Raw genomic sequence first — 13,153 nt, forward strand, 5'->3', positions numbered from 1 at the left:
GCTATTTCCAGGCTGCGAGAAATGCCAGCAGCACCTTTGCCGAATTGTCGGCGGCGATACCCATAAAGGTCACCATCTCATTGGCGCCTTCGCCGCCGCCGGCCAGGTCGCTGAGGGAGCGGAAGGCGATATAGGGCACGTTGTTGCTGTAGGCCACCATGCCGACGGCGGCGGTTTCCATGTCCAGCACATTGGCCCCAAAAGTCTTGAAGGCGTATTCGCGGAAGGCGGCGTTGTCGACAAAGGCCTGGCCGGAGACGCCGTTGCCGCCGACCCGGAGCTGCGGCTTGTGTGTCAGGCAGACGCCGGCCTTGCAGGACTCCAGCGCGAGGGGCCCCAGGCCGCGCGCCGTTTCCAGCATCCTGGGGTCGACGGTGAACCAGAACTTGCGCACCGGCGCCGGGCTGGCGGCGGTGCGGGTTTCGACGGGGCGCGGGTGCAGCATGCCGAAGGGCGCCAGGGTCTGGGCTTCCATGCGCGGCGGGATGGTGTAGCGGCCGGGCGCGGTTTCGCGCGCCATCAGCACCTCGAGGTACTGGCCCCACTGGGCCGGCACGCTGACGTCGCCGATGTGCAGGCTGGGATCCACGCCGCCGGCAATGCCGCTGAAGACAATGCTCTGGATGTTGAAACGGTCCAGCACCAGCTGGGTGTTCATGGACGCATTGACCATGCTGATGCCCGAGAGAAACAGCACGACCGGTTTGCCCTGCAGGGTGCCGGTGCTGAACTCTACGCCGTTGACGCGGTGCCGCGCCGGGGTTTGCAGCTGCCGCAGCAGCAAGGTGAGTTCGGGCTCGAAGGCCGAGATCACGGCGATGCGCGGCGTTTCATCGAGCCGCACCGGCGTGCCGGTGGTGGCGCAGCCACCCAGGCCGAGGGTCAGCAGCCCGGCGATGGCAAAAGCCGCCAGCCGGGACGGGAGCATGCGCCGCAGGCAAATAAGGACATGCATACGGCGCTTCTCCGGCCCTCAGGCTTATTTGGCGGTGGACTTGGGTTGGCTGTCGTCGACCTTGACGGTGTATTTGCCGTCGAGGATGTCTTTTTCCTTGGCCTTGACCTTGGCGACGATGGCGGCGGGAACCTTCTTCTCGAAGGTGCCCAGCGGGGCCAGTTCGGAGCCCTTGTGCTTCATCATCGAATACGGTCCGTAATCCTCGGCCGTGAACTTGCCTTCCTTGACCAGCTTGATCGCGCGGTCAATGCTGGGCTCCATATTCCATAGCGCCGAGGCGACCACGGTGTCGGGGTATTTGTCCTGGGTGTTGATGACGTTGCCGATGGCCAGCTTGCCTTTTTCCTTGGCCGCGTCACTCACGCCAAAGCGCTCGGCGTACATCACGTCGGCGCCCCTGTCGATCATGGCGAAGGCGGCTTCCTTGGCCTTGGGCGGGTCAAACCAGCTGTTGATGAAACTCACGCTGAACTCGACCTTGGGATTGGTTTCTTTCGCGCCGGCCATAAAGGCGTTCATCAGGCGGTTGACCTCGGGAATCGGGAAGCCGCCCACCATGCCTATCTTGTTGCTCTTGGTCACGCCGCCGGCAATCATGCCCGTCAGGTAGGCCGGCTCCTGGATGTAGTTGTCGAACACCGAGAAGTTGGGCGCCTGCGGCTTGCCCGACGAGCCCATCAGGAAAGAGACCTTGGGGAAGTCCTTGGCGACCTTGCGGGCCGCGGCCTCGACGGCAAAGGCCTCGCCGACGATCAGCGTGTTGCCGGCGGTGGCGTATTCGCGCATCACGCGCTCGTAGTCGGCGTTGGAGACGTTCTCGGTGGCCTTGTATTCAATCTCGCCGCGCGCCTCGGCGGCTTTGAGCGCCTTGTGCAGGCGGCTGACCCATTGCTGCTCGAACGGCACGGTGTAGAGCGCGGCGACCTTGGTCTTGGCCTGGGCGAACGCCAGGCCGGGCAGGGCAATGGCGGCCGCGGTGGCGAGCAGGACGAGTTGGCGGCGCTTGAAACGGGCAGCTTGAAACATGGGACTCTCCGGGTTGGTGGGTTCAGGAAAAACAGCGGCAAAAAATCAAGAGATCACCGGCCTCCGCTTTTTCAAGCAGGGGCCGCGGAACCGGCTTTGCCGGGCCGCTGGCGCCGTCCCCTGCAAGGGGAGAAGGCGCTACACGCAGTGAGCGTCCGACAGGGGTGTTCATTTATTTCGTACCAAAGATTCTGTCGCCTGCGTCACCCAGACCGGGAAGGATGTAGCCGTGGCTATTCAGCTCGCGGTCTATCGCAGCGGTGTAGATGGGCACGTCGGGGTGCGCGGCCTGCAGTGCCTTGATGCCTTCGGGGCAGGTCAGCAGGCAGACAAACTTGATGGACTTGGGATTGAGTTCCTTGAGCCGCTCGACGGCCGCGATGGCCGAGTTGCCGGTGGCCAGCATGGGGTCGACGACGACGATGTCGCGCTCTTCCATGTCGTGCGGCATCTTGAAGTAGTACTCGACGGCCGTCAGCGTCTTGGGGTCTCGGTACAGGCCGACGTGGCCCACGCGCGCGCCGGGCACCACGCTGAGCATGCCTTCGAGGATGCCGTTGCCGGCGCGCAGGATGGAGACAAACACCAGCTTCTTGCCGTCTATGACCCTGGAGGTGGTTTTTTCGAGCGGGGTTTCAATCTCGATCTCCTGCATGGGCATGTCGCGTGTGACCTCATAGGCCATCAGCATGCTGAGCTCGTTGAGCAGGGTGCGGAAGGTGTTGGTGGAGGCGTCCTTGCGGCGCATCAGGGTGAGCTTGTGCTGCACCAGGGGGTGGTCTACCAGGTGGACTTTGTCGCTGCGGGTGGTCGTCATGTGTATGTATGCCTCTTCATTCTTGTGCCTTGCCCGGTTTGCAGAGCGGAAATCTCAGAAAACCGTGCCGTCGCTTTCGATGTTCAGGGGCGGCAAACCCTGATGCAATTGCTGTGCCAGTGCGCGCCCCGCGGCCCAGGTGCCGCCTTCGAGCACGCGGGCCAGCGGCATCTGTTCGGCAGTCAATCCTAACTGCTCGCGCACCATGGGCGCGAGTTCGTCGAGCAGGGCCACGGTCAGCGCGCGCCATTCCACAATCAATTCATCACCGGCCTGGTGCAGGCGCTGGGCCTGGGCCGGGTCCTTGAACAGCAGCACGCCGGCGTCCAGGAACAGGCCGCCATTGCGGTACTCGGGCAGGCCGGTCAGGGCGTCCAGGCCGTTGACCTGCACGCCGGCCCATTCAAAGGGCTCGAGCAGCGAATAGGTGAGCCACTGCGAGAGTTTGTGGAAAGGCATCCAGCCCTGGCTGGGCCCGCTGTCAGCCTCGCCGGCTGCCAGGTGGCGCCAGCAATCGCCCAGCGGGATGTTGCCCAGCATGTTCTGCGCCGGCCAGATGGCCGACAGGCCGGTCAGCAGGATGGACAGCAGCTCATGCGCCTCGACGGTGTTTTTGCCGGGCAGCACCAGCACTTCAAACAAATGCCCGGGGCGGCCGCGCGGGCCGAAGAGCGCGGGCTGGTCCTGCAGGGCCTGGCCCAGGCGGCGCAGCAGCGCGGCGCGGCCTTCCAGGCCCACCAGCGGGTTGCTTTCAGTGACCTGGAAGGCGGCGGCCAGCTGTTCGGCCGTGACGGCCTTGAGGCCGGCGGCATCGGCCTGCAGCGGGTACTGCGGGTCGCTGGAAAACATGCCGGCCATGAAGGCATGGAAGCTGGCCACGCCCAGGCCTTCGGAGCGGCTGTATTCGCAGCCGGGCCGCTCGCCCTGGGCGGCTTCAAGGTAGCGCCACTGCGGGCCGGCGCCGGCGTCCAGCAGCACGCTGATCAGGGCCAGGTCTATTTGCGCGCGTGCGCGGCCGGCCGGCGTGGCCGAGGCCAGGGCTTCATTGAGCAGGGCGGGGCGCTGGATGCCGCCGGCCTCGAAATGCCGCCAGCGCGAGTGGTAGGGAATCTCCAGGCTGGGATAGCGGGCGCGCGTGATTTCGGCGACCAGGCTGGCGGCGGTGGCCATGGCGCCGTCGTTGACGCTGAACCAGGCTGATTCGCCGCGGCGCGCGCGTGCCAGCAAGGCGCGGGCGCGCGAACGTATGGTGGCGGTGGAGCGCAACTCGGCGGCGGCACCTATGCCGCGCAGGTTGCCGGCGATGGTGTAGTTGGCGTTGGCCGGTGGCGTGTTGGCTTCAGGCATCCAGCCCCCGGCCCTTGGCTTTTTTGAGTTCCTCGGCGTCGGGCACAACGCCGGGCGTGAAATAGCCGGCGGCCATCTTGGCGTCCATCTCGACCTGGGCGTCGGCCGGGATCAGGCCTTCGGGGATGTTGACGCGCTCGACGACTTCGATGCCGGCGCGCGTGATGGCGTCGTATTTCATGTTGCTCATGGAGACCAGCCGGTGGATCTTGCGTATGCCCAGCCAGCTCAGCACGTCGGGCATCAACTCCTGGAAGCGCATGTCCTGCACACCGGCCACACATTCGGTGCGGGCGAAGTACTGGTCGGCGGTGTCGCCGCCGACCTGGCGCTTGCGCGCGTTGTAGACCAGGAACTTGGTGACTTCGCCCAGCGCCCGGCCTTCCTTGCGGAAGTAGGCCACCAGGCCCACGCCGCCGCGCTGCGCACCCTGTATGCATTCCTCAATCGCATGCGTGAGGTAGGGGCGGCAGGTGCAGATGTCGGAGCCGAAGACGTCCGAGCCGTTGCATTCGTCGTGCACGCGGGCGGTCAGTTCGATCTCTGGGTTGGCCAGGTCGCGCGGCTTGCCGAAGATGTAGGCGGTGAGGCCGCCGATAGGAGGAAGGAACACCTCCAGGTCGCTGCGTGTGACGAGTTCGGGGTACATGCCGCCGGTTTCCTCGAACAGCACGCGGCGCAGATCGGTTTCGCTGCAGCCGAAGCGCCGCGCGACCTCGGGGAGGTACCAGACCGGTTCGACCGCGACCTTGGTGACCACGGCCGCGCCGCCGGCCGTGAGGTATTTGCCGTCGGCCTTGAGCCGGCCGGACTGCAGGGCCTCTATGACCTCGGGCAGGATCACATGGGCTTGCGTCACCGCGATGGTGGGGCGTATGTCGTAGCCCGCGGCCAGCTCGGCCGAAAAAACGTCGGCGACCGTGGCGCCCCAGGGGTCCATGGCGGCGATGCGGCCGGGCTCGCTCCACTGCGGGTAGGGGCCGATGATGTCGGTGGGCGAGGTGTTGGTGAGGTCGGCCTTGTGTTTGGCCGACAGCGCGCCCGAGGCGACGGCCAGCGCGCGGTAGACGCTGTAGGAGCCGCTGTGCGTGCCGATGACGTTGCGGTGGCTGCGCTTGGTGGTGGTGCCGACCACCGGCCCGCGTTCGGCCGGTGTGGCCGCGCCCCAGTGGATGGGCAGCGCGCCGAAGCCGCCTGCGTGGGAGGTCAGCCGGATGTGGGAAGCCGGGGAGGGGCTGGAAGCGGTGGGCGGGGAACCGGAAGGCGAGCCGGACGATGGGGCGGCAACTTCAGCAGGCATTGCGTATCCTTCAAAAAAACCAATGTAGCGATGCGTGCCGGGCTTGACAAGCCTGCCGCTCGCCGGAGGTCGTTAATTCGCGACAGGCGGCGCGCCCTTTGGGCCGCGCCCGGTGTCAGCGTTTCTTGCCGCCGAAGATGCTGCCCAGCACGCCGCGGATGATCTCGCGGCCCACGGCCGAGCCCATGGTGCGCACGGCCGACTTGGCCATGCTTTGCGCCAGGCCGTCGTGTTTGCCGCCGCGCGGGCCGGTGGTGCCGAAGAGCACGTCGTTGAGCCCGCCCAGGATGCCGCCGGAATCGCTGGTGCCGGCCGCACCGCCCTGGGGCGCCTTGCCGGCTTCGGCGGCCGCCACTTCGGCACGGCCCCTGATTTTTTCGTAGGCCGATTCGCGGTCCACGGCTTTTTCATAAACGCCCGCGACCAGCGAGCCCTGGATCAGCGCCTGGCGCTGCTGCGGCGTGATGGGGCCGATCTGGCTGCCGGGCGGCAGCACATAAGCGCGTTCGGTGACGCCGGGCCGGCCCTTGGCGTCGAGCAGGCTGACCAGCGCCTCGCCCACGGCCAGCTCGGTGATGGCGGTCTCGATGTCCAGGCCGGGCTTTTGCCGCATGGTCTGGGCCGTGGCCTTGACGGCCTTCTGGTCGCGCGGCGTGAAGGCGCGCAGCGCGTGCTGCACGCGGTTGCCGAGTTGGGCCAGCACCGAGTCGGGAATATCGAGCGGGTTCTGCGTCACGAAATACACGCCCACGCCCTTGGAGCGCACCAGGCGCACCACGAGTTCAATGCGCTCGACCAGCGCCTTGGGCGCTTCGTTGAACAGCAAATGCGCCTCGTCGAAGAAAAACACCAGCTTGGGTTTTTCGGGGTCGCCGATTTCGGGCAGCTGCTCGAACAGCTCGGACAGCATCCACAGCAAAAAGGTGGCGTACAGGCGCGGCGAGTTCATGAGCTTGTCGGCGGCCAGGATGTTGATCACCCCCTTGCCGTCCACCGTCTGCATGAAGTCGCTGATGTTGAGCATGGGCTCACCGAAGAACTTGTCGCCGCCCTGGCTTTCGACCTGCAGCAGGCCGCGCTGGATGGCGCCCACGCTGGCGGCGCTGACGTTGCCGTACTGGGTGGTGAAGTCGCCGGCGTTGTCGCCCACGTACTGCAGCATGGCGCGCAGGTCTTTGAGGTCCAGCAGCAGCATGCCGTTGTCGTCGGCGATCTTGAACACCAGGTTGAGCACGCCGGCCTGGGTCTCGTTGAGGTTGAGCATGCGGCCCAGCAGCAGCGGCCCCATGTCGGAGACGGTGGCGCGCACCGGATGGCCTTGTTCGCCGAAGACGTCCCACAGCGTGGCCGGGCAGGCCAGCGATTCGGGAATCTCTATGCCGCGCTCCTTGAGGACGGCGGCCAGTTTGGCGCCTACCGTGCCGGCCTGGCTGATGCCGGTGAGGTCGCCCTTGACGTCGGCCATAAAGACCGGCACGCCGATTTTGGAGAAGTTTTCGGCCAGGGTCTGCAGCGTGACGGTCTTGCCGGTGCCGGTGGCGCCGGTGATCAGGCCGTGGCGGTTCGCCAGGCCGGGCAGCAGCTCGCACTGGGTGTCGGCATTGCGGGCGATGAGCAGGGGGAGGGCGGTGGTTTCGGCCATGGGGGTGTACGGTGGGTGAAAAAGTAAAATGCGGTTTGTAGATTAAATCAATTAATCACCGAATAAAGGGTTTCTGTCGTGGCTGGTCATAGTAAATGGGCGAATATTCAACACCGCAAGGGCCGACAGGACGAAAAACGCCAGCGTATCTGGACGCGCGTGATGCGCGAAATCATGGTCGCGGCCCGCATGGGCGGCGGCGACCTGGGCACCAACCCGCGGCTGCGCCTGGCGGTGGACAAGGCCAAAGCGGCCAACATGCCTAATGAAAACGTCAAATACGGCATCGCCAAGGCCACCGGCAGCCTGGAAGGCGTGCATTACGAGGAAGTGCGCTACGAGGGCTACGGCATAGGCGGCGCGGCCATCATCATCGACTGCATGACCGACAACAAGGTGCGCACCGTGGCCGAGGTTCGCCACGCGTTTTCCAAGCACGGCGGCAATATGGGCACCGAAGGCTCGGTGGCCTTCCAGTTCAAGCACTGCGGCCAGATTATTTTTGCGCCCGGCACCAGCGAGGACAAGATCATGGAAGTGGCGCTGGAGTCCGGCGCTGACGACGTGATCACGCATGAGGACGGCGCCATCGAGGTGCTCACGCCCTACACCGGCTTTGAGGCCGTGCGCAACGCGCTGGAGGCCGCCGGCCTCAAGCCCGAGATCGCCGAGGTCACCATGCGCGCCGACAACACCATAGAGCTCAGCGGCGAGGACGCGCGCAAGATGCAGAAGCTGCTTGACGTGCTGGAGGACCTGGATGACACCCAGGACGTGTTCCACAACGCGGTCCTTGAAAACTGAAAGCCGGGAGTGGGATGATGGATGATTCCGAACGGCTGGCCCGCATCGAAACCCTGCTGCAGGAGGGCAACCGCCTGCGCAGCGAGGCGATCGCGCTGCAAAAGGAATCGCTTGAAATGCAGAAGTCGCTGGTCGACGAAACCCGCGCCAATATCGTGAAAGCCGGCAAAGTCAACGACCAGGCGCTGGACATCCAGCGGCGCGCCAGGGTGGCCGCCAAGGTTATTTTCGGCATCGTATTTATTCTTGTTGTGTACCTCAGCTATTTGCTGTTTTTTAGATTGAACCTCCCGTGAAAGTTCTTGTTATTGGCGGCGGCGGCCGTGAGCACGCGCTGGCCTGGAAACTGGCGCAGTCCCCGAAAGTCCAGGCGGTGTATGTCGCGCCCGGCAATGGCGGCACCGCGCTCGATGCGCGGCTGGAAAACATCGCGATCACCGACGTGAAGGCGCTGCGCGAATGGGCCACGGCCGAAAAAATCGCGCTGACCGTGGTCGGCCCCGAGCAGCCGCTGGCCGCCGGCGTGGTCGATGAGTTCCGCGCACACGGCCTGCGGGTTTTCGGCCCGACCAAGGCGGCCGCGCAGCTCGAAAGCTCCAAGGCTTTTTCCAAGGCCTTCATGAAGCGCCACGGCATTCCCACGGCCGAATACGAAACCTTTAGCGACGCGGCCGCGGCCCACGCCTATGTGGACGAAAAAGGCGCGCCCATCGTCGTCAAGGCCGACGGCCTGGCCGCCGGCAAGGGCGTGGTGGTGGCCATGACGCTGCAGGAAGCGCATGAGGCCATCGAGTTCATGCTCGCGCCCAACCCGGACTTCAACCCATTGGGCGTCACGCACAACGAAGGCGGCGCGCGCGTGGTCATCGAGGAGTTTTTGCAGGGCGAGGAAGCCAGCTTCATCGTGATGTGCGACGGCAAGAACGTGGCGGCCATGGCCACCAGCCAGGACCACAAGCGCCTGCTGGACGGCGACGAAGGCCCCAACACCGGCGGCATGGGCGCTTATTCGCCGGCCCCGGTGGTCACGCCCGAGGTGCATGCCCGCGCCATGCGCGAGATCATCCTGCCGACCATCAAGGGCATGGAAAAAGACGGCATTCCGTTTACCGGCTTTCTGTATGCCGGCCTGATGATCGACGCCGAAGGCAAACCCAAGACGCTGGAATTCAACTGCCGCATGGGCGACCCGGAAACCCAGCCCATCATGATGCGGCTCAAGACCGACCTTTATGACGTGATGATGGCCGCGACCTCGGGCACGCTGGACCAGATCGAGCTCGATTGGGACCGCCGGCCCGCGCTGGGCGTGGTGATGGCCGCGCACGGCTACCCGCTGAACCCGCGCAAGGGCGATGCCATCCACGGCCTGGTCAAGCCCGCCGACGCGCCCGAGGACGCCATGGTGTTCCATGCCGGCACGCGCAAGGAGGGCGACGCGACGCTGACCGCGGGCGGCCGCGTGCTCTGCGTGACGGCGCTGGGCAGCACGGTAAAGGCCGCGCAGCAGCGCGCCTACGAAGTCGCCCAGGGCATACGCTTTGACGGCGCGCAGTACCGCAAGGACATAGGCTGGCGCGCGCTCAAGCCCTGACCACCGCACGGGGGCCGCTGTGCGGCCTCCGTACCCCGGGGAACACCTCAGCATGACCGATATTTCAAGCGTGAGAGACTTTCTGCTGGCGCTGCAGCAGCGCATCACCGGCGCCATTTCCGCCATTGACGGCCAGGCCTTTGTGGCCGACCGCTGGCAGAAGGAGCCGGGCGAGCCCTTGCAGGGCAACGGCCTGACCATGATCCTGGAGCAGGGCGCGGTGTTCGAGCGCGCCGGCTGCGGTTTTTCGCATGTGCGCGGGCCCAAGCTGCCGCCCTCGGCGACGCAGCACCGGCCCGAGCTGGCCGGCGCGCCCTTTGAGGCCCTGGGCGTTTCGCTGGTCTTCCACCCGCGCAACCCTTACGTGCCGACGGTGCACATGAATGTGCGCATGCTGGCCGCGGCGCCGGTTTCCAGCCCCGATGCGCCGGTCTGCTGGTTCGGCGGCGGCATGGACCTGACGCCGTATTACGGCTTTGAAGAGGACGCGGTGCATTTCCACCAGACCTGCAAGGACGCGCTGGCGCCTTTCGGTGAGGACAAATACCCGCGCTTCAAGCAGTGGTGCGACGAGTATTTCTACCTCAAGCACCGGCAGGAGCAGCGCGGCATAGGCGGCGTGTTTTTTGACGATTTCCAGGAATTGGGCCCGGATCGCAGCTTTGCCCTGATGCAGGGCGTGGCCGATGCCTTTTTGCGGGCCTACCTGCCCATTGTGGAGCGGCGCAAGGACACGCCTTACGGCGAGCGGGAACGCGAATTCCAGCTCTACCGGCGCGGCCGCTATGTGGAGTTCAACCTGGTCTGGGACCGCGGCACACACTTCGGCCTGCAGTCGGGCGGGCGCACCGAGTCCATCCTGATGTCCATGCCGCCGCTGGCGAGCTGGTCCTACCAGCGCGGCGTCGAGGCCGGCAGCGCCGAAGAGCGGCTTTACACCGAGTTTTTGCCGAGGCGGGACTGGGTTTGAACACGCAGCCGCTTCCGCCGGGCAGGCGCATAGGCGTTTTCGGCGGTGCTTTTGACCCGCCGCACAATGCCCATGTGGCCCTGGCCGGGGCGGCGATCGCGCAGTTCGGGCTGGATACGCTCTATGTGGTGCCCACCGGCCATGCCTGGCACAAGTCGCAGGCCTTGAGCGCGCCGGCGCACCGCCTGGCCATGGCCAGGCTGGCGTTTGAGTCCATCCCCCATGTCCAGGTGGACGAGCGCGAGGTGCAGCGTCCCGGGCCGACCTTCACCATAGACACGCTGCTGGCGCTGCAGGCCGAGAACCCGGGCGCCCAGATTTACCTGTTTATAGGCGCCGACCAGTTCGCCGCCTTCCGGCAATGGCACCGCTGGCAGGACATCCTGGATATTGCTATAATTTGTATAGCTGGCCGTGCACAATCCATGCCGGCCCAGCCTCAGTTTGAGGCCTATGAAAGCCGCAGCAGCCGTTTTACGCTGCTCGATCTCCCCCTGATGCCCGTGAGCGCCACCCAGATCCGCCAGTTGACGGCCTCGGGCGCGGCGACGGCCGGGGAAATTACCCGCTTGGTCCCTGAAGCCGTTGCACGTTATATTTCACTGCACCAGCTGTACCGTTCCCATTAATTCCTTACCTTATCGAAGCACATCACTGCATGACCTCCACCACCGCCAAAACCTCCGCCGCCGCCGACAAAAAGGATGTGCAGAAATTGCAGCGCGCCATCATCGATGGCCTGGAGGACGTCAAGGCGCAGGACATCCAGGTCTTCGACACCGAGCACATCACCTCGCTGTTCGAACGTGTGATCGTGGCGTCGGGCAGCTCCAACCGCCAGACCAAGGCGCTGGCCGCCAGCGTGCGCGATGCGGTGCGTGATGCGGGTTTCGCCAAGCCGCGCATCGAGGGCGAAGACAACGGCGAATGGATCATCGTCGACTGCGGCGCCGCAGTGGCGCACATCATGCAGCCGGCCATACGCCAGTACTACCACCTCGAAGAGATCTGGGGCGACAAGCCCATCAAGCTCAAACTGGGCGCGCCCGCGCCGCTGGTGAAAGCGTCCAAGGCCGACGCCGAGCCCGAGGCCAAGCCCAAGGCAAGCCGCGCCGGCGCCAAAACGGCTGCCAAGCCGGGCGCGAAGACCGCGGCCAAATCCGCGGCAAAAGCACCGGCCAGGGCGCCCGCCAAAACCGCTGACTCCAGCTATGTGGGCCGGGTCGGCAAGAGCAACGACTGGACCGCCAAGCGCAATGCGACCGCGACGGCGGCCGAACCCGCCGCCAAACCGGCCCGCGCCGGCGCCAAGGCTGCGACCGGCAAACCAGCCGCCAAGCCCGCGGTGAAGACGCCCATCATCAAGGTGCCGGCACCCAAAAAGGTCGCCGCGCGCAAGACGGCGGCCAAAACAGCCGCCAAGACCGCGGCCAAGAAACCCGCCGCCAGGAAAACCGCTCCCCGGAGCAAATGAGGCTGACGATCGTAGCCGTAGGCCAGAAGGTGCCCGACTGGGCGCAGACGGCCTATGAGGACTACGCCAAACGCTTTCCGCCGGAAATCAAGGTCGAGCTCAAGGCCGTCAAGACCGAGCCGCGCGCCTCCAAGACCCTGGACAACCTGCTGTCCGCCGAGCGCGGCCGCATAGAAGCCAGCATCGCGCGCGGCACCCGTGTCGTGGCGCTCGATGAACGCGGCACGGCCGTCACCACCGTGGCCCTGGCCGAAAGGCTGAAAGCCTGGCAGCTGTCGGGCGACGACGTGGCCATCGTGATAGGCGGGCCCGACGGGCTGGACGCCGGCTTCAAGCAGGCCGCGCACGAGCGGCTGCGCCTGTCGGACCTGACCTTGCCCCATGCCATGGTGCGTGTGCTGCTCATTGAGCAGCTTTACCGGGCCTGGAGCATCACGATTAACCATCCTTATCATCGCGAATAATGGCCCCCACGCTTGTCGCTTCGCGTACTGCGCTGCCCCCCGAGGGGGCGCTGCGCCTGCGGCCCGGCAAAGCCGGTTCCGCGGCCCCTGCTGGTCTGAATACCCGAATACCTGAATAAGCTCTTGTATGGCTGAATTTATCTACCTCGCCTCCCAAAGCCCGAGGCGGCGGCAACTGCTGGAGCAGCTCGGCGTACGCCACGAACTCCTGCTGCCGGACGCCGGTGAAGATGCCGAGTCGCTGGAGGCGGTGCTCAAAAACGAAGCGCCTGCGGCCTATGTCCGGCGCGTCACCGGCCTCAAGCTCGATGCGGCAGTCGCCCGCATGAAGCGGCGCAAGCTGCCGCCGGCGCCCATACTCTGCTCGGACACCACGGTGGCCATGGGGCGGGTGATTTACGGCAAGCCGGACGACGCAAAAGACGCGGCCCGCATGCTGCGCGAGCTCTCGGGCGGCACGCACCGCGTGCTGACGGCCGTGGCCGTGCAGGCTGGGCGCCGCCGCTTCGAGGCGCTCAGCCGCTCGAAGGTCAGTTTCGACGAATTGACGCCCGCCGAAATCCGCAGCTACGTCGCCAGCGGCGAGCCCATGGGCAAGGCCGGCGCCTATGCGGTGCAGGGCAGGGTGGCCCAGCACATCAGCCGCATAGACGGCAGCTACAGTGGCATCATGGGGCTTCCGCTGAGAGAAACGGCGCTTTTGCTGAAAGCCGCCGGTATTCGCTTCTAGCCTTCGAACCCCACACTTTTCAGGACC

General features: G+C 65.7%; 14 protein-coding genes. 8 read left to right on the top strand and 6 right to left on the bottom strand.

Features of this window, described 5'->3' with window-relative positions; genetic code table 11:
- Position 1: 1 nt before the first annotated feature.
- From AC1D09_RS09870 to AC1D09_RS09895, 6 genes are all read right to left on the bottom strand, one after another.
- Positions 2–955, bottom strand: a complete 954-nt coding sequence (locus AC1D09_RS09870) for a 5'-methylthioadenosine/S-adenosylhomocysteine nucleosidase (RefSeq protein ID WP_477663666.1) — start codon at positions 953–955, stop codon at positions 2–4.
- A gap of 24 nt (positions 956–979) precedes the next feature.
- Complete coding sequence (locus AC1D09_RS09875) at positions 980–1,984, bottom strand: BMP family protein (protein ID WP_477663667.1); 1,005 nt, start codon at positions 1,982–1,984, stop codon at positions 980–982.
- A 172-nt stretch (positions 1,985–2,156) separates the two neighbouring features.
- Positions 2,157–2,801: a uracil phosphoribosyltransferase gene (gene upp / locus AC1D09_RS09880; protein WP_477663668.1), complete on the bottom strand. Its 645-nt coding sequence runs from the start codon at positions 2,799–2,801 to the stop codon at positions 2,157–2,159.
- A gap of 54 nt (positions 2,802–2,855) precedes the next feature.
- Positions 2,856–4,148 (bottom strand): URC4/urg3 family protein, encoded by a 1,293-nt coding sequence (locus AC1D09_RS09885; protein WP_477663669.1) that lies wholly within the window; start codon positions 4,146–4,148, stop codon positions 2,856–2,858.
- Positions 4,141–5,448, bottom strand: coding sequence for a GTP cyclohydrolase II (locus AC1D09_RS09890; protein WP_477663670.1), 1,308 nt, complete (start codon positions 5,446–5,448; stop codon positions 4,141–4,143). Before AC1D09_RS09890 ends, AC1D09_RS09885 begins: the two co-directional genes overlap by 8 nt.
- Positions 5,449–5,563: 115 nt before the next feature.
- Entirely contained in the window at positions 5,564–7,090 is a 1,527-nt protein-coding gene (locus tag AC1D09_RS09895) for a helicase HerA-like C-terminal domain-containing protein (protein WP_477663671.1), read from the bottom strand.
- A 78-nt stretch (positions 7,091–7,168) separates the two neighbouring features.
- Between AC1D09_RS09895 and AC1D09_RS09900 the strand changes: the two genes are divergently transcribed.
- The 8 genes from AC1D09_RS09900 to AC1D09_RS09935 all read left to right on the top strand — a co-directional run bounded on the left by AC1D09_RS09900 (position 7,169) and on the right by AC1D09_RS09935 (position 13,126).
- The gene (locus tag AC1D09_RS09900; protein WP_074574214.1) at positions 7,169–7,894 is read left to right on the top strand and encodes a YebC/PmpR family DNA-binding transcriptional regulator; all 726 of its coding nucleotides are present in this window, start codon (positions 7,169–7,171) and stop codon (positions 7,892–7,894) included.
- Positions 7,895–7,911: 17 nt separating this feature from the next.
- Positions 7,912–8,190 (top strand): hypothetical protein, encoded by a 279-nt coding sequence (locus AC1D09_RS09905; protein ID WP_477663672.1) that lies wholly within the window; start codon positions 7,912–7,914, stop codon positions 8,188–8,190.
- On the top strand, positions 8,187–9,488 hold the full coding sequence (purD, locus tag AC1D09_RS09910; RefSeq protein ID WP_074574215.1) for a phosphoribosylamine--glycine ligase: 1,302 nt from the start codon (positions 8,187–8,189) through the stop codon (positions 9,486–9,488). Before AC1D09_RS09905 ends, purD begins: the two co-directional genes overlap by 4 nt.
- Positions 9,489–9,540: 52 nt before the next feature.
- Entirely contained in the window at positions 9,541–10,458 is a 918-nt protein-coding gene (hemF, locus tag AC1D09_RS09915) for an oxygen-dependent coproporphyrinogen oxidase (protein ID WP_477663673.1), read from the top strand.
- Entirely contained in the window at positions 10,455–11,087 is a 633-nt protein-coding gene (nadD, locus tag AC1D09_RS09920; protein WP_477663674.1) for a nicotinate (nicotinamide) nucleotide adenylyltransferase, read from the top strand. The genes hemF and nadD overlap by 4 nt, the downstream gene beginning before the upstream one ends.
- 29 nt (positions 11,088–11,116) lie before the next feature.
- Entirely contained in the window at positions 11,117–11,932 is an 816-nt protein-coding gene (gene rsfS, locus AC1D09_RS09925; RefSeq protein WP_477663675.1) for a ribosome silencing factor, read from the top strand.
- Positions 11,929–12,396, top strand: coding sequence for a 23S rRNA (pseudouridine(1915)-N(3))-methyltransferase RlmH (rlmH, locus tag AC1D09_RS09930; protein ID WP_007871802.1), 468 nt, complete (start codon positions 11,929–11,931; stop codon positions 12,394–12,396). Before rsfS ends, rlmH begins: the two co-directional genes overlap by 4 nt.
- Positions 12,397–12,523: 127 nt before the next feature.
- Positions 12,524–13,126, top strand: coding sequence for a Maf family protein (locus AC1D09_RS09935; RefSeq protein WP_477663676.1), 603 nt, complete (start codon positions 12,524–12,526; stop codon positions 13,124–13,126).
- The last annotated feature ends 27 nt before the right edge of the window (positions 13,127–13,153 follow it).

This window comes from Polaromonas sp. P1_A2, assembly GCF_056406895.1.

Coding starts and splice junctions, on each gene's coding strand:
- AC1D09_RS09870 (WP_477663666.1), bottom strand. CDS start 955: ATGCATGTCCTTATTTGCCTGCGGCGCATGCTCCCGTCCCGGCTGGCG.
- hemF (WP_477663673.1), top strand. CDS start 9,541: ATGACCGATATTTCAAGCGTGAGAGACTTTCTGCTGGCGCTGCAGCAG.
- AC1D09_RS09895 (WP_477663671.1), bottom strand. CDS start 7,090: ATGGCCGAAACCACCGCCCTCCCCCTGCTCATCGCCCGCAATGCCGAC.
- upp (WP_477663668.1), bottom strand. CDS start 2,801: ATGACGACCACCCGCAGCGACAAAGTCCACCTGGTAGACCACCCCCTG.
- AC1D09_RS09885 (WP_477663669.1), bottom strand. CDS start 4,148: ATGCCTGAAGCCAACACGCCACCGGCCAACGCCAACTACACCATCGCC.
- rlmH (WP_007871802.1), top strand. CDS start 11,929: ATGAGGCTGACGATCGTAGCCGTAGGCCAGAAGGTGCCCGACTGGGCG.
- AC1D09_RS09875 (WP_477663667.1), bottom strand. CDS start 1,984: ATGTTTCAAGCTGCCCGTTTCAAGCGCCGCCAACTCGTCCTGCTCGCC.
- AC1D09_RS09905 (WP_477663672.1), top strand. CDS start 7,912: ATGGATGATTCCGAACGGCTGGCCCGCATCGAAACCCTGCTGCAGGAG.
- rsfS (WP_477663675.1), top strand. CDS start 11,117: ATGACCTCCACCACCGCCAAAACCTCCGCCGCCGCCGACAAAAAGGAT.
- AC1D09_RS09890 (WP_477663670.1), bottom strand. CDS start 5,448: ATGCCTGCTGAAGTTGCCGCCCCATCGTCCGGCTCGCCTTCCGGTTCC.
- AC1D09_RS09935 (WP_477663676.1), top strand. CDS start 12,524: ATGGCTGAATTTATCTACCTCGCCTCCCAAAGCCCGAGGCGGCGGCAA.